A 15,919-nucleotide genomic window follows, 5' to 3' on the forward strand; every position below is an offset into this window, starting at 1 on the left:
ATTTGAGAACTTTTAAATGAATAACATTAATCAAATGTTATTCGTCAGCTTTCCAAATTGTTAAAGAGCTTAAAGCAAAAAGCTTTAATCAATGACTAAACATTAATTAAAGCTCTTTCGTCTTTATCAATAAAAACCAATCAATCTGTGTGAACACTCATCGCAATAATCTATTCGTATAAGGAGGTGATCCAGCCCCAGGTTCCCCTAGGGCTACCTTGTTACGACTTCACCCCAGTCATGAACCACAAAGTGGTGAGCGTCCTCCCGAAGGTTAAACTACCCACTTCTTTTGCAGCCCACTCCCATGGTGTGACGGGCGGTGTGTACAAGGCCTGGAACGTATTCACCGTGGCATTCTGATCCACGATTACTAGCGATTCCGACTTCATGGAGTCGAGTTGCAGACTCCAATCCGGACTACGACGCACTTTTGGGATTCGCTCACTTTCGCAAGTTGGCCGCCCTCTGTATGCGCCATTGTAGCACGTGTGTAGCCCTACTCGTAAGGGCCATGATGACTTGACGTCGTCCCCACCTTCCTCCGGTTTATCACCGGCAGTCTCCCTGGAGTTCCCGACATTACTCGCTGGCAAACAAGGATAAGGGTTGCGCTCGTTGCGGGACTTAACCCAACATTTCACAACACGAGCTGACGACAGCCATGCAGCACCTGTCTCAGAGTTCCCGAAGGCACCAAAGCATCTCTGCTAAGTTCTCTGGATGTCAAGAGTAGGTAAGGTTCTTCGCGTTGCATCGAATTAAACCACATGCTCCACCGCTTGTGCGGGCCCCCGTCAATTCATTTGAGTTTTAATCTTGCGACCGTACTCCCCAGGCGGTCTACTTAACGCGTTAGCTCCGAAAGCCACGGCTCAAGGCCACAACCTCCAAGTAGACATCGTTTACGGCGTGGACTACCAGGGTATCTAATCCTGTTTGCTCCCCACGCTTTCGCATCTGAGTGTCAGTATCTGTCCAGGGGGCCGCCTTCGCCACCGGTATTCCTTCAGATCTCTACGCATTTCACCGCTACACCTGAAATTCTACCCCCCTCTACAGTACTCTAGTCCGCCAGTTTCAAATGCAGTTCCGAGGTTGAGCCCCGGGCTTTCACATCTGACTTAACGAACCACCTGCATGCGCTTTACGCCCAGTAATTCCGATTAACGCTCGCACCCTCCGTATTACCGCGGCTGCTGGCACGGAGTTAGCCGGTGCTTCTTCTGTCGCTAACGTCAAATAATGCAGCTATTAACTACACCACCTTCCTCACGACTGAAAGTGCTTTACAACCCGAAGGCCTTCTTCACACACGCGGCATGGCTGCATCAGGCTTGCGCCCATTGTGCAATATTCCCCACTGCTGCCTCCCGTAGGAGTCTGGACCGTGTCTCAGTTCCAGTGTGGCTGATCATCCTCTCAGACCAGCTAGGGATCGTCGCCTTGGTGAGCCATTACCTCACCAACTAGCTAATCCCACCTGGGCTAATCTTGACGCGAGAGGTCCGAAGATCCCCCTCTTTGACCCGAAGGCATTATGCGGTATTAGCCATCGTTTCCAATGGTTATCCCCCACATCAAGGCATATTCCCAGGCATTACTCACCCGTCCGCCGCTCGACGCCGTTAACGTCACCCGAAGGGTCAGTTAACTCGTTTCCGCTCGACTTGCATGTGTTAGGCCTGCCGCCAGCGTTCAATCTGAGCCATGATCAAACTCTTCAATTTAAGATTTTGTTCGGCTCAATGAATACTGACTTCAAAACTCATCCTTACTCAAAAGTAAGAAGTAATTTTAAAGCTATTATCGTTCCAACAGAACGATAATGAATTGACTGTGCCAAGACTAAGTTCTTTTACAAGAAAGTAATCTCGATTGGTCACTCAGTTCATTGAAAACCTAATTTGATACCGAGGTATCTAATTTGATTATCATCAACGAGTGCCCACACAGATTGATAGGTTTAAATTTTTAAAGAACATTTTCTTCAAAACTCTGCGTTTCGCTTCCGTTTGAAGAGGCGGCTATTCTAACGAGATGATTCTCAGTGTCAAACACTTTTTTCTAATTTTTTTGATTTTTTCAAATCTAACTAGAAGACCATCTTGTAAGCTGAATGCCTTACTGACTATCGCCTCGAACCCTTGTGGGCTCTGCCGTGTCAGTGGAATCGCATTATAGAGAGCCTCATCACATTAGCAAGCCTTTTTTTAGAAAAAATACAAAAATAACGCTTAACCGTGTCTTTTTCATCCAAAGGCGTATTTATTCAACTTTATCCTACTTGTGAGCACAACTTATCCACAGAGTTATTAAAAAAGGAGGGCTCAGCCCTCCTTTTTTAATAATGTGAGCAAAGGTTAAATACCAGAACCGTCTGTCTCACCGTCGTCTTCATGCAAACCACACTCTCGTTTTAAACCGTTAAAGCGTGTTTCCTCTTCTTTCATACCTGGTTCCCACTTCACTGTAGAGTGAATGTCACCCAAAGATAGGTACCCGGCTTCTTTAAGGGGGTGGTAACTCAAGCCATGCTCTTCTATATAGCTATCAACTTGTTCGTTGCTCCAATCGATGATTGGTAAGAACTTAAAACGGCCATTTTGAATCGCCAGTACTGGCAAGTTAGCTCGACTCTCTGACTGCTCACGTCTTAGGCCAGAAAACCAAGTGTGAACATCCAACTCTTCGAGTGCCCTTTTCATTGGCTCTACTTTATTAAGCTGGTTGTATTGCTTGAGTCCATCGAGCCCTTTTTCCCATAACTTACCGTAGCGAGCCTCTTGCCAAGCTGGCGAGATGTTCGCTTTATATATATGTAGGTTCAGATCTAGTTGCTTCTGAAGCTCATCTATAAACTGATACGTTTCTGGAAATAGATACCCAGTATCGGTAAGCACTACCGGAACGTCTGCTTTTACACTTGTTACTAAGTGAAGCATAACCGCTGCCTGAACTCCGAAGCTTGAGCTTAGGATATGCCCACCTGGCAAATTCTCTAGCGCCCACTCAACTCTCTGCTTCGCAGTTAATAGCTCAAGCTGACCATTTAGCTCTGCTAGCTTTAAAATTTGCTCGGTTTTAGTCAGTGATAACAGGTCTTGAAGCTCTAGCGCTTTTCTCTGACCTTGCACGCTTTCGCTAACTGAGCCTTGTTTAACTGCTTTTTTCTGGGAAATAACGTCTCTAGGCATAGAAGTCCCTTTTCGATACTTTGACTTCTTCTATAATCCCAGCGCGGATAACGAAGTCACCAAATGCTTCACCTTCGTTACGTTGCTCCGCCCATTGACCTACCAAAGCATCAATCTCTTCTAGGATTTGCGCATCCGTAATGTTCTCTTTATACATCTTAGGTACACGAGTACCTGCTTTGTTGCCGCCTAAGTGCAGGTTGTATCGACCAGGCGCTTTACCAACTAAACCAATTTCAGCCAGCATCGCTCGACCACAACCATTTGGACAACCGGTGATCCTCAAGATGATGCTCTCATCACTTGGGATCTGGTGTTTATCCAGAATGCTCTCTACATCAGTAACAAAGCTTGGTAGGAAACGTTCCGCTTCTGCCATGGCAAGAGGACAAGTTGGGAAAGCCACACACGCCATAGAGTTTTTGCGCTGCTCAGATACCGCATCGTCCATCAGACCATGTTCACGAGCGATCTTCTCAATCTTGGCTTTGTTTGACTTAGATACCTTAGCGACAATCAGGTTTTGGTTCGCCGTCATCCTAAAGTCGCCTTTGTGAATCTTAGCGATCTCAGCTACACCAGTTTTAAGAGGCTTACCTGGGAAGTCGAGCAGTCGGCCATTCTCAATGAATAGTGCTAAATGGTATTTACCATCGATACCCTCAACCCAACCAATTCTGTCGCCACGCTCAGTAAACTCGTATGGGCGGCTTTGCTCGAAGCTAATCCCTGCACGTTTTTCAACTTCTGCTTTAAATACATCAATACCAACACGGTCAAGTGTGTACTTAGTTTTGGCGTTCTTACGATTTGAACGGTTACCCCAGTCACGCTGAGTCGTTACAACCGCTGCAGCTACATCAAGCGTTTTTTCTAGAGGAACAAAACCAAAGTCATCGGCACGTCTTGGATATGTCGAGGTGTCACCGTGAGTCATGGCAAGACCACCGCCAACAAGAACGTTGAAGCCCACCAGCTTGCCGTTATCAGCAATAGCGACGAAGTTCAGATCATTGGCGTGCACGTCCACATCATTTTGTGGTGGGATCACGACTGTCGTTTTGAACTTACGTGGTAAGTAGTTTTTACCCAGAATAGGTTCGTCTTCGTCTGTGCTTTCTACTTTCTCACCATCAAGCCAAATCTCTGCATACGCTTTGGTTTTCGGCAGCAAATGCTCACTGATCTTTTTCGCCCACTCATAGGCTTCTTGATGTAGCTCGGATTCCACAGGGTTGGTCGTACATAGCACGTTACGGTTCACGTCACCGGCTGTCGCAATAGAATCAATACCGATAGAGTTCAGCGTTTGGTGCATTAGCTTGATGTTTGGCTTAAGCACACCGTGAAACTGAAATGTTTGACGAGTCGTTAAACGAATACTTCCATAAAGAGAATGGTCAGTCGCAAACTTGTCGATAGCTAACCATTGCTTAGGCGTGATAATACCGCCCGGCATACGTGCACGAAGCATCACGTTATGCAGAGGTTCTAGCTTTTGCTTAGCTCGCTCGTTACGGATATCACGGTCATCTTGCTGATACATACCATGGAAACGAATAAGCTGGAAGTTGTCAGCGGTAAATCCACCGGTGATACGATCTTGTAGATCGTTCTCAATGGTTCCGCGCAGTAGGTTACTCTGCCCTTTTAGACGCTCGTTATCAGACAACGGCCCCAACTCTTCACCCAACACTTCTTGAATAGTGGCTGATTGCTTGCTCATTAGTACACATCCTTCTGATAACGTTTTGCTTTTCTTAGTTCGTTGACAAATTCTTCTGCCTGGTCAGCTTCTTTTCCACCATGCACCTTAACAATCTCAATCAGGGCATTGTGAACATCTTTGGCCATATGGTTGGCATCGCCACATACATAAATGTGGGCACCTTCCTGTAACCATTGCCATACCTGCTCACCTTGCTCTAGCAATCGATGCTGAACATACACTTTCTCGTGCTGGTCACGGCTAAAGGCCACATCCAATCGGTTTAGCACACCTAATTTCAGGTACTTTTGCCATTCCACTTGATATAGGAAATCTTGAGTGAAAGTGCGATCCCCAAAGAACAACCAGTTTTTGCCAGTGTCGCCTTGGTTATCACGCTCTTGAATGAAGCTTCTAAATGGCGCAATACCCGTACCTGGACCCACCATAATCACAGGCGTATCACCATTTTCTGGTAGCTTGAAGTTATTGTTGTGCTCAACGAATACTTTGACTTCACCACCTTCTTCCAATCCACGCGATAGGAAGTAAGACGCGCCGCCAAATCGGCTTTCTTCACCTGCTTGATACTCAACAAGCCCAACCGTCAGATGAACTTCTTCATCCACTTCTTCTTGGCTTGATGCAATGGAATAGAGACGTGGGGTTAAACGGCGTAGTAGACCCAGTAATTGCTCGGCCTCTAGTTTTGCTTTCTTCTCTTTAAAGACATCAATCACTTGAGTATTCGAAGCATACTCGCGAAGTCTGTCTTTATCAGCCGCTAGCTTCTCAAGCTTCTTGCTGCCTGAAATCTCCGCGTATTGCGCGACTTGCTGAGGATTTGCCGAAGTGATCTCATAGTGCTTAATCAGCGCAGAGCGCAAAGATAAGCTCTCCCCATCCACATCCACACTTTCAATGCCTGATAAACCGACTTGAGCAAGAAGTACATCCACCAGCTCACTGCTGTTCTCGAACCACACACCCAGCGCGTCGCCCGGCTTGTAAGTGATGCCTGAGCCTTCAAGATCAATCTCGATATGACGAACATCTTTGCCAGAATCACGACCCGTGATCTTTTGGCTAGTCAGTAATGTGGCGGTATATGGATTTTTCTTGGTGTAGTTAACCGTAGCGGCTGCAGTTGCAACAGGCAGTGTCACAACATCTGCCGGTTGAGAGGCAAGATCCTCTTTGATGACCTCTAGCGCTTTCGCTCGCCACTCACCCGCTGGTGCGTCGTAATCAACGTCGCAGTCGATACGATCAATAAATGAGGTGGCACCTAACTTGCCTAAGTATTCATCAAAATCTTTACCCGTTTGGCAGAAGAACTCATAGCTAGAGTCGCCTAAGCCAATAACACCATACTTAAGGTTCGGAAGTTTTGGCGCTTTCTTAGATTGAAGGAACTCATGTAGTTCTATCGCGTTATCAGGCGCTTCGCCTTCTCCGTTTGTAGAGGCAACAACGATGACGTGTGTCTCTTTCGCTAGGTTTTTACCTTTGTAGTCACTGGCATCAAATAGCTCAACATCGATACCAAGCGCAGAAGCTTCTTCTTTTAGTTCCTCAGCAACCCCTTTGGCGTTGCCCGTTTGAGAGGCAAAGATAATGGTCAGCTTACCTGCAGGTACAGCAGCCGCAGCTGTATTCACTGCGCTAGCAACTGGAGTCAGCGTTGAAGGTGCACCCGCCTGACTCAATCCCCAAAAATACCCGCTTACCCATGCAAGCTGGTTTGAAGATAGGTTCGTTGATGCTTGTTGTAGTTGTGATAGCTGCTGATCGTTAAGTGGAGCAGCTAGGCTTGGTAATTCTTGAGAATTGTTATTACCGTTCGGCGACTGTTTTACGTTTGAAGACATTGTCACGACATCCCTAATCATTGCGTGACGATAGATTAACCAACCACCTTAATAACAAGAAAGAATAGATATGAATGTTTTATAACTTTTTGGAAGAAGAGGTTCGTTTGGAAGGGAGACTATTTAGCCTCAATACGAACCTCAGTGAAGCCGACGGCCAGCGCTGACTTAGACGCCTTGTCGAGATCATTGTACTGACACTCTGCGCCATGAATATCCGTCAACATAACGAAACCGCCCTGTTTGTGGCGAAACTCAACGATCCAACCGCCTTCAGATTCGGCGGGTTCAATGATCGCTTCTGCCAGTAAATCTTGATGGAATAAATACTTCAATTCCGTAATTGTCATGGCTCCCTCCAGAAATCCTATAATGACCGACGCCCTTGGTCATATAGATAACTATAGCAATTGTGCTTATCCCTGTAGGGTTATTTGTGATCAGTTTGTTAATTTGTGGGCGCCATTACCTTTTTATAGATCCAAATCGCTATAAGGAACGCGATAATGTAAGGCAAGAGATTGAACACAACCCCGACCATGCCCAATAGAAACATTACAGCAAACGACACCACAATCGCCATTGTCACCGTGACAAACGTAACGCCAGTCATTACTAGAGTTGCAAGGAATACCAAAACGAAAATTAGTTCAAACATAACCTCTCCCATTTCGTTGCTAGTTTAAGTCTTTTGAATTACTTAAATGGATTGCAGGAAACGTTCCAACTTTCATAAACCTTAAAAATCATAGACATAGTCAAAAACAAAAACTCCGACACGCTTTCGCACAGTCGGAGTTGGTATTTATCGCCAAATGATTGGTAAATTACACATCCAATTCAGATGGGATTTTTGCTAGTGCTGTTTCAAGCACTTCAATGCCTGCACCTTTCTTATGTGCATTTTCACTGATGTAACGACGCCACTGACGAGCGCCCGGCATTGCTTGGAACAAACCAATCATATGACGCGAGATATGACCAAGATACGAGCCGTTCGAAAGCTGACGCTCAATGTACGGGTACATCTCTTCAACCACTTGCTTACGCTTTTTCACTGGTGTGTCTAAACCAAAGATAAGCTGGTCAACCTGCGCGAGGATATACGGGTTCTGATAAGCCTCACGACCAATCATCACGCCATCAAGATGCTGCAGGTGCTCTAGAGATTCTTCTAGCGTTTTTACGCCGCCATTCACCGCCATATTCAGATGTGGGAAGTCTTTCTTAATTTGGTAAGCGCGAGGGTAATCCAACGGTGGGATCTCACGGTTCTCTTTAGGGCTCAAGCCACTTAGCCAAGCTTTACGTGCGTGAATGGTAAACTGATCCACACCGCCCTTCTCAGATACCGTAGATACAAACTTAGTCAAAAACTCATACGAGTCTTGATCGTCGATACCAATACGAGTTTTTACCGTCACTGGAATATCAGCCACTTCACGCATCGCTGCCACGCACTCAGCCACTAAATCAGGTTCAGCCATCAGGCATGCACCGAAGCGGCCATTCTGAACGCGATCTGACGGGCAGCCTACGTTTAGGTTTACTTCATCATAGCCACGCTCAGCAGCAAGCTTTGCACAGGTTGCCAAATCAGCAGGATTTGAACCACCTAGCTGAAGTGCCACTGGGTGCTCTGCTTCGTTGTACGCTAGAAAATCACCTTTACCGTGAATGATCGCACCAGTTGTCACCATCTCGGTGTACAGCAAAGTTTGTGATGACAGAAGACGATGGAAGTAGCGGCAATGTCTATCTGTCCAATCGAGCATCGGTGCCACGGATAAGCGGTTTGATTGGAAATTGCTTGTGTTATCTGGCTTGGTCATTGTTTTACCTAATAATTTTACCCATCAAATCCGCTTTGAATATCGTGGAATTTTCCCAAATTTCGTCCTATAGTACCCCTTACAGTACCCCTCAAAGAGTAGGACGACGGAATGGCTTCACTCTCAATCGAAAAGCGGCAACTTAAAAACGGTGAATTCCGCTATAAAGCAACAATCATCGTCAAGAAAAAGCAGGCAATCATACACAGAGAGTCAAAGACTTTCAAAAAGAAAGAACACGCTCGCACCTACGGTAAGAAACGCCTATCCGACATTGAATTAAACGGTGTAAATAGTACCAAAACAGTCCCCCTTTCGGTACTCCTCGATAAGTTCATGGCGGATAAGGATTTATGGAACAACACAGGGCGAACCAAGCGCTACGTCATAGAGATGCTTAGAGATTGTGATATAGCGCGAATAGACACCAACGAACTCAAAACTAGCGACCTAATCCAGCACTGCAAAAATCGCCGTGGTGCAGGAGCAAAGCCTGCAACTATTTATCACGATATTGCTTATCTTCGTTCTGTAATGAAGAAAGCTAACCCTGTGTTCGACATAGAAGCCAACTATAAGATCTTTGATGAAGCAGTACCGGTACTGACTGATATGCAGCTTATTGGAAAAAGTGAGAAACGAACCCGCCGCCCTACTGGTGACGAACTCGAAGCGCTGAAGCAAGGATTGATTGAACGTCAAAACGCCAGAGCGAATGGACAAGCTCGAATCCCATTTGTTGATATCCTTGAGTTTAGTATTTTGACTTGCATGAGGATTGGTGAGGTTTGCTCTCTGCGTTGGGAAGATATCAACGAAGAACATAAAACTGTGGTTGTGCGTGACCGTAAAGACCCGCGCAAGAAACAGGGAAATCACATGATTGTTCCTTTGTTGGCAGAATCGTTTGATATTGCTATGCGCCAGCCTAAAGAAAGCGAGTTGATTTTTCCTTTTAACTCTAGAAGTGTGACCGCTGGCTTTCAAAGAGTTCGAAACAAACTTGGTATTAAAGACTTACGCTACCATGATTTGCGCCGTGAAGGAGCTAGTCGTCTATTTGAGAAAGGGTACTCTATTGAGGAAGTAGCTCAAGTTACAGGGCATAGGAATTTGAACGTTCTTTGGCAGGTTTATACTCAACTTTATCCTCATAAGCTACATAGAGCGTTATAAATGGTGGGGTAAAGTTTTGATGGCATTTTTTGATGAAAAGTGATACTTGGTCATCTCAAGGTCATAAGGCTGCGTTGGATAGACGTTGTACGCATATACAAAGTATTTTTTCATCTCCATTCTAAACCAGAACTCAAGTGTCTCCATCGGCAGTATTGATGCCTTCAGTAAGTTCCTTACAAACATCTCTGGTTTATGCTTAGAGGACATATTCATTAATAAACTATCCTTTTGCCTAAAGACATAAAGATCTAACTGATGTCGTAGCTCATCAAATCCATCCAAACTGGATGAACTCTTTAGAGCTCTAGCGTGCTCAATAGATAAACTGTGAATGTTCTCGAGTACAGAATAGATAGTCTTGTCAGAAGACAATAGTGTTGAGAGGTGGTTTACTACTGGTCTTGGAGAAGACAAATCCGAAACTGTCTTTGTATGCAGATACCCCATGTCTCTAGAAGTAATTTCAACTATCATTTTCTCATCAATTTTGTCGCTATAGTTCCCTACATTCAGCAAGGCTTTCATTAAAGATGAGTATTGAAGAAAAGTGATTGCTTCACTGCAAACAAGTTTAGCTTGTTGCATTCGTTTATACTCAATATTTGACTCTACGACTACTAAATTGAATGCCACTGCAACTAGCAGGGATGTCAGTACTGCGAATTGTGTAGAGTTAGTCTCAACCTCAGGCAACACTACAACTATACATGTTAATATTAGCGATTGAAGCCACCTTAACCTGTAAGACGAAAGAAAAACGTTAGCAAAAAATACGATAAAGCCATTGAAAAGCCACTTTCGTTGAAATGGATTAAAGTTAACCCATGCATTAATAAGCCTATATTTTTCAAGCTTTACGACTGTAAGTATTAAAATGAGATTTGCTAAAGCTAATAGCCCTACCGAATCAAGAAACTCTATTAGAGCGAGATTCAAGGTTAACGAGACCAAAAAGTAAATACAAAAGATAATGTTATTTGACAAACCAACCCCTCAGCCATAGCCCACATAAATATACTAACGCATATAAAAGACTCAAACCACCTATGCTTCTATTGCTCCTCTCTATGGCTCATTGGGTATTTTCAAGTCGAGTAACACGAGCATCTATTTTATCTACAATCAACCGTAGCCACTTCAGATCAGTCCTAAGTGCAGCTCCCACTCCAATACCACTAGATAAAGCGCTCACTGCGGCAACAATAATGGTTTGATACTCAGCCATTAAACTCATCCCTAATTGCCTCCCACAAACCAACCAAAATCGGCGCAGCCACACCAATCAAGCCACCCAATTGCAGACCTTCAGGCGTCACACTCGCAGTTAATAGTTCAGGGTGCCCCGTTGCCAGCGCTACACCTGCTCCAATAAGCGCAAGCCCCTTCTTGGTTGATGCCTGTTTCAAATCTATTTTCATTGCTGTTACTCCTAGCCATTGATGCGCTTCCAGATATAAGCGCTGATTAAAGCGGTCAAGATGCCAACCGCTAGACGTTGAATTACTTCTTTTTGGGTCATGCTAGTGCTACCCCTTGCGCTGCATCTTCTAATGAGTAGTAACGCCCGACTTCCATAATCGACATGGAATGCACTAGGCGAGTCATAAACTCATCATCAAAGAGATTAAGCGGCGTACTGGCGCCCACGTTGAGGCGACCCGCCACGAACTGCACATAGTTGTCCGTGTCGTTGTTATCGCTCTTTGGCGCAAAGCGGCTGATAATTCCTTGAAGGGTGTTTAGCCCATAAAGGTTTTGGTAGTTGCGAATAAGCTTAGTCGCTGCTCGAAAGCCGTACTTCGAGTGCGAGAAGGTTTCAAACGCTTTATCTTTGGATGGCGTTACTTTGCCCGTCCAAGCATTGTTACTAATGCGAATGTTGAGCGGGTTGTTGTTACGAATCCCGCGATTGAGTTGTGATTTCACGATATTTACCCCTTTGGGTGCGCCAATCATCAGCGCACCAACTATCAGAACAATGATGATTAGACGCATGGTGATTACTCTGGCATTGGTGGTGGCGCAATGACTTCAGACCCGACTAGTCGCAACGTTCCCGAATCTTCAAACAAGATATTCGCCGCGTTGAACTTGGTATCTGCTCCGTCCAAGTCACCGTGCATTTTGATACCGATTTCAATGGGAAACCCTTCCGAATATCGGTCGAATATTTCCACTATGTCACGAACAAAAACCGTCACGACACACTCGCCTAGAAAAGAGAAAAAGCTTTGACCTGTTGAGCCCTCACCAGCCCTAACTAGATGGATTTTCTCATCAAAGATATATATCTCTGATTCCATGATGTAAGAGCTCATCGAACCACGCACAAAACGACTGAGTGACACCTTTTCAGCATCGGTTAAATCGGTTCCACCGTTTGCCCAATCTATGCGAAATGGAATGTTCAAACTGAACGTGAGTGCAACCATAGCGGCGGGGTCTTCATCTTTAAACTGCTCAACCAAACCATTCACCATCACTTTTGTTTCTGGGTCGTTCTGGTACTGGTAAAACGCTTTATCTCCCGCCGTATTGGTGCTCGGCATGAGTTTTTTTAACGCAAATTTCTTCTCGTTAAAGCCCGCGCTCATTGATGTGCTGGGAATTGGGGTAACCATAGTTTGTATTAACTCGGTGCTACCGCCGCCACCCAAACCACTAAGCAAGTCATAAAGAAACTCTATTTTGTTGCGGCTGCTGCCCGTGGGTAACGCTGGAAAGTTAGACATGATTAATACTCCAATACCTGCGCTTTATCGGGCGCGGTTCCTGTTAATGTGAATGTAGCGGCAGTTTCAACCGTGAGCTTTTCGCCTGCCGTAAGCTCAAAACCGTTAAGACTAATTAGCCCTGCGTTAGCGCTACTGGCTTTGATGATGACGCCTTTACGGGCGGGGTTAGCGGGTACCTCCAACGGCATTTCTCCGCTGTGTACTGAAAGCGCACTACCAGAGAGCACTTTGATTGTTTGCCCTGCTGCCAGTTCAACGCTTGGCATGGTGCCAACATTCACCGACTGACCGCTTTTAAGCTGAACGTCAGGCAGAGTTTTGATGTCAACTTGCTGACCATCTTCAATCTGCACTTTTGGCAAAGAGGACACGCCCACGCTTTGCCCTACTTCAATTTCGACTTTGGGTAACTCGGTCACCCCTACCGTTTGACCAGGCATGAAACTGACAGAGGGCATGGTTTGAATATCGAGCTTTTGACCTTCCACTGGCGGGGTGAAATCACCCACACCATGCTCAAGAGACAGCGCCCCTTCACCAGAGAGAAGGATTCGGCCTAATGGCTTGCCATAACGCAGCACTGAGCGATTGGGTAGCGAGAAGCTTTCCCCTGTCTCGTCAATTCGCACCGATAACTTGCCCGAAATCGACTCAACAAAGAGCCATGTAGAATCAATGGTTAGGGGAATGGTTTGCCCCTTAGTGAGATTTAGGTTCATTTGCCTACCGCCTTAACCAGCACAAAGCCCAGCACCAGCACAATCACTGCCATGAGTATCAATTGCTGTTTGTTGAGTGCGCTTTGCCCGTTGTCTTGTTTGAACTTTGCAAGCTCGGTGAGCTTGGCAAGATTCTCGGTGTTTTGAGCCGCTTGGTTACCCGCAAGCCCTGCCATCATTTGCAGGTTTTCGCTATTGGTCGAGCTGAACTCGTTGAGGGCACCCGCCGCGAACTTGAGACTGTTGTCCGTGTTGCGCTCCACTAAACCGAGCGATTCACTCATTGCCCCACTTGCGAACTCATAAGACTCATCTAGCGCATCCCCTGCAAACGCAAAGGACTCATCCACCGTGTCACTGGCAAAATCAAGAGTTTGCTCGCCAAAGGCAAAGGCTTTATCCACGGCGCCGTGGTCGGTTGCGGTGATATTGAGCGTTGAATCGCTCACCCCGCTAACCGCTACGCCTAAGTTGTCGCCGTCAATGGCATTCTGACCACTGACGTTTTTAGTATTCGTTGTTGTATTGCTTGAGGAGCTACCGCCACCACCCATGCTACAACCTCCACTTTAGGTATTTGGCGTTGCCGTGGGTCGATTCCGTCACACCACCTAGCCGCTTGAGTAGCCTCACCACTAAAGGAAAATAAGAGTGGCAAGCCATTGCGGTTAAGTCGTTTTGCTTCACGAACTCGGAAAGCACACGGGTAGCCTTGAGCGCGTTTTTGCCTACCGCCGCCCAAATGAAATAGGTATCGCCGCGCACCTCACCCGCCAGTAAGCAATCTACCTCTTCCCCTTGGATGTGATAGACGCTCACGCGCCCCGCCTCAATCTCATGCAGCATCACTGCAAAGTCATTGGGGCAAGCACGAAAAGCGGGTTTCAGTGCGTCAATCGACGCTTGGCTTTTGGTGACGACGCGAATCATTTTTTGCGCATCCAGACAATGAGCACGGCAACCACCCCAGCAATAATCAACCAAGTCGGCACACCGCCGCCCATGTTGATCCCACCCACGGATTGACCAGAGCTATTGCTTGAACGTGACGACGAAGGCGCCGCCGCGCCGCCACCTGCATTGATGGGCATCGAGCCGCTATTGGTCAGAGAATCAAAACCAATCATTTACCACCTCAGCTTGAACCAGATGACCAGCGCAATCACTGCGAAAACCATCCACTTTGCTTTGTTGATTTCCTTGGCGGTGAGGTAACCCAATGTCACCCCCGCCAAGCCTAAGTACGCTAATGGCATCACTTGCCCCCTTTGAGCGCAAAAGCAAAGCCACCGAGTAGCACTAGCGCAATGAGCACGATGATTGCCACGGTCTGCCACTGCATGCCGCCAGAGGTGGTATGCACAGGTTGCCCGTTGGGTTGCTGATAGTCGTTATTGTTGGCGCGGTTCTCGTCAGGGCTGGCAGATTTAGCGCGGTCTAACTCGTTATCCATCTTGATACCAAGCCAATCCTCACCAAAGCCACCGACCACATCGACGGCACCACCCACAAGCTCACCCGCACCCTCTAAGATGCCATCGAACCAACCGCCACCACTTGTGGCGGTTTGCGTCACACTAGGGTTTTCCATCGGTCACCCCCTTACTTTGGTTGTGCGATAACGCCCACTTGCTCAATCGCTTCAATCAGCACGGGCACACTTCCGTGTTGTGATTTATCAAGCTCGAATTGCAATTGCTTCATTGCATTAGTTGGCAAGCGACCCTCAACGCCGAAACCAGTGCGAACAAAATCAAGGCTGAACCAACCTGCGTTTTGCTCTAGACCTGAAATCGCCAAGTCAAAAGCGTTATCCGCTTTGGTAACGTTGATTTCTTCCACGCTGTCACGCAGGACACGAACACGGTCAATAGACGAGTCTTTGAAGTGCACACGCTTAAGTGAAAACAGGGGTGAACGCTCGGCAAAGTCGAACGGGGTGCGACCTGTCGCGCTGGCGAACCAAGTCAGTGAATAGATACGTGGTAGGTAAACACGCTTTGATTGTGCGGCTGTCGTATGAGAGCGAGCACGGATACTTGGCGCAGGCGTACCACCCGCTTTTGAGGCAAGCTGGATATACACAAACCAGATTTCGCCTTGCAGCGTGACCAGTTCACCAGTACGAACGCCGCCTTTAGTACGAAGGGTTAAATCCGCAAATGGGATAACGTAGCGACCTTCTTGAGTAAATTGCTTACGGTGTTCTTGAAGGTCAACCAAGTCTTGACCTGTCAGGTTGTACACTTCCTTACCGTTCAGCGTGATACGTACACGCTCAACATCGGCAGGGTCAGTAATATCAGTGACCAGTTCGATGGATTGGTAAGTTGGACCACTGACCAAGCGCAATGTGGCTTGGTTGCCCCAATTCACACCCTCAACAGGGTCTAAATCGAGTGGGCGCGGGTTAAATGGCGTGTTTAGTAGTTCCATAGCTTAAAACCACCCTGAGTTACCATTGATTTGCTCTTTGATAGGCTTGAGCGCGCCTACGTTGTTAATGACTGCCAATGCAATCAACATGACCACGATGGTCATTAGCATTGTTTTGTGCGTTGCTTTCATGTGTTTCCCCTGCTTCACAGCGTTGGAACGGTTAAAGGAGTCATTATCAAATCAGGTGGCGGGGATTTCGTCACTAAGGTTCAACCTATAGGTATAACTTTTAACCTATA

The 15,919-nt window shown here is 46.5% G+C and carries 20 protein-coding genes and 1 rRNA gene; 1 reads left to right on the forward strand and 20 read right to left on the reverse strand.

Annotation, left to right across the window (positions count from 1 at the left end):
• Positions 1-179: 179 nt before the first annotated feature.
• The 7 genes from PG915_RS14920 to dusA all read right to left on the reverse strand — a co-directional run bounded on the left by PG915_RS14920 (position 180) and on the right by dusA (position 8,608).
• Positions 180-1,730: ribosomal RNA gene (locus PG915_RS14920) — 16S ribosomal RNA — on the reverse strand.
• A gap of 633 nt (positions 1,731-2,363) precedes the next feature.
• Positions 2,364-3,197, reverse strand: coding sequence for a phosphoadenylyl-sulfate reductase (locus PG915_RS14925; protein WP_353497216.1), 834 nt, complete (start codon positions 3,195-3,197; stop codon positions 2,364-2,366).
• Positions 3,190-4,923, reverse strand: coding sequence for an assimilatory sulfite reductase (NADPH) hemoprotein subunit (cysI, locus tag PG915_RS14930; RefSeq protein WP_353497217.1), 1,734 nt, complete (start codon positions 4,921-4,923; stop codon positions 3,190-3,192). Before cysI ends, PG915_RS14925 begins: the two co-directional genes overlap by 8 nt.
• A complete protein-coding gene (locus tag PG915_RS14935) occupies positions 4,923-6,797 on the reverse strand; it encodes an assimilatory sulfite reductase (NADPH) flavoprotein subunit (RefSeq protein WP_418641775.1) in 1,875 nt (624 codons plus the stop codon). Before PG915_RS14935 ends, cysI begins: the two co-directional genes overlap by 1 nt.
• 98 nt (positions 6,798-6,895) lie before the next feature.
• On the reverse strand, positions 6,896-7,126 hold the full coding sequence (locus PG915_RS14940; RefSeq protein WP_042478735.1) for a hypothetical protein: 231 nt from the start codon (positions 7,124-7,126) through the stop codon (positions 6,896-6,898).
• Between the two features lie 98 nt (positions 7,127-7,224).
• Positions 7,225-7,434 (reverse strand): envelope stress response protein PspG, encoded by a 210-nt coding sequence (locus PG915_RS14945; RefSeq protein WP_353497219.1) that lies wholly within the window; start codon positions 7,432-7,434, stop codon positions 7,225-7,227.
• Positions 7,435-7,603: 169 nt separating this feature from the next.
• Positions 7,604-8,608 (reverse strand): tRNA dihydrouridine(20/20a) synthase DusA, encoded by a 1,005-nt coding sequence (gene dusA, locus PG915_RS14950; protein ID WP_353497220.1) that lies wholly within the window; start codon positions 8,606-8,608, stop codon positions 7,604-7,606.
• A gap of 111 nt (positions 8,609-8,719) precedes the next feature.
• Between dusA and PG915_RS14955 the strand changes: the two genes are divergently transcribed.
• Positions 8,720-9,784 carry a tyrosine-type recombinase/integrase gene (locus PG915_RS14955; protein WP_353497221.1) on the forward strand — a complete coding sequence of 355 codons (1,065 nt, stop codon included), beginning with the start codon at positions 8,720-8,722 and terminating at the stop codon, positions 9,782-9,784.
• Here PG915_RS14955 and PG915_RS14960 read toward each other — a convergent pair.
• The 13 genes from PG915_RS14960 to PG915_RS15020 all read right to left on the reverse strand — a co-directional run bounded on the left by PG915_RS14960 (position 9,779) and on the right by PG915_RS15020 (position 15,809).
• Entirely contained in the window at positions 9,779-10,771 is a 993-nt protein-coding gene (locus PG915_RS14960; protein ID WP_353497222.1) for a hypothetical protein, read from the reverse strand. The two genes, PG915_RS14955 and PG915_RS14960, sit on opposite strands and share 6 nt — an antisense overlap.
• A gap of 88 nt (positions 10,772-10,859) precedes the next feature.
• Positions 10,860-11,012, reverse strand: coding sequence for a hypothetical protein (locus PG915_RS14965; RefSeq protein WP_353497223.1), 153 nt, complete (start codon positions 11,010-11,012; stop codon positions 10,860-10,862).
• A complete protein-coding gene (locus tag PG915_RS14970) occupies positions 11,005-11,205 on the reverse strand; it encodes a hypothetical protein (RefSeq protein WP_353497224.1) in 201 nt (66 codons plus the stop codon). The genes PG915_RS14965 and PG915_RS14970 overlap by 8 nt, the downstream gene beginning before the upstream one ends.
• 97 nt (positions 11,206-11,302) lie before the next feature.
• Complete coding sequence (locus PG915_RS14975; RefSeq protein WP_420884605.1) at positions 11,303-11,782, reverse strand: structural protein; 480 nt, start codon at positions 11,780-11,782, stop codon at positions 11,303-11,305.
• 5 nt (positions 11,783-11,787) lie between these two features.
• Positions 11,788-12,519 carry a hypothetical protein gene (locus tag PG915_RS14980; protein ID WP_353497225.1) on the reverse strand — a complete coding sequence of 244 codons (732 nt, stop codon included), beginning with the start codon at positions 12,517-12,519 and terminating at the stop codon, positions 11,788-11,790.
• A gap of 2 nt (positions 12,520-12,521) precedes the next feature.
• Positions 12,522-13,241 (reverse strand): hypothetical protein, encoded by a 720-nt coding sequence (locus tag PG915_RS14985; protein WP_353497226.1) that lies wholly within the window; start codon positions 13,239-13,241, stop codon positions 12,522-12,524.
• A complete protein-coding gene (locus PG915_RS14990; protein WP_353497227.1) occupies positions 13,238-13,795 on the reverse strand; it encodes a chemotaxis protein in 558 nt (185 codons plus the stop codon). Before PG915_RS14990 ends, PG915_RS14985 begins: the two co-directional genes overlap by 4 nt.
• 1 nt (position 13,796) lies before the next feature.
• Entirely contained in the window at positions 13,797-14,171 is a 375-nt protein-coding gene (locus tag PG915_RS14995; RefSeq protein WP_353497228.1) for a DNAase, read from the reverse strand.
• Complete coding sequence (locus PG915_RS15000) at positions 14,168-14,332, reverse strand: hypothetical protein (protein WP_353497229.1); 165 nt, start codon at positions 14,330-14,332, stop codon at positions 14,168-14,170. Before PG915_RS15000 ends, PG915_RS14995 begins: the two co-directional genes overlap by 4 nt.
• 36 nt (positions 14,333-14,368) lie before the next feature.
• Positions 14,369-14,497, reverse strand: a complete 129-nt coding sequence (locus PG915_RS15005; RefSeq protein ID WP_353497230.1) for a hypothetical protein — start codon at positions 14,495-14,497, stop codon at positions 14,369-14,371.
• The gene (locus PG915_RS15010; protein ID WP_353497231.1) at positions 14,497-14,832 is read right to left on the reverse strand and encodes a hypothetical protein; all 336 of its coding nucleotides are present in this window, start codon (positions 14,830-14,832) and stop codon (positions 14,497-14,499) included. The genes PG915_RS15005 and PG915_RS15010 overlap by 1 nt, the downstream gene beginning before the upstream one ends.
• A gap of 11 nt (positions 14,833-14,843) precedes the next feature.
• Positions 14,844-15,677, reverse strand: a complete 834-nt coding sequence (locus tag PG915_RS15015; protein WP_338163416.1) for a major capsid protein P2 — start codon at positions 15,675-15,677, stop codon at positions 14,844-14,846.
• 3 nt (positions 15,678-15,680) lie between these two features.
• A complete protein-coding gene (locus tag PG915_RS15020) occupies positions 15,681-15,809 on the reverse strand; it encodes a hypothetical protein (protein WP_275426429.1) in 129 nt (42 codons plus the stop codon).
• Positions 15,810-15,919 lie beyond the last annotated feature (110 nt).

The sequence above is a fragment of the Vibrio sp. CB1-14 genome, assembly GCF_040412085.2.
Lineage (GTDB): Bacteria > Pseudomonadota > Gammaproteobacteria > Enterobacterales > Vibrionaceae > Vibrio > Vibrio chaetopteri.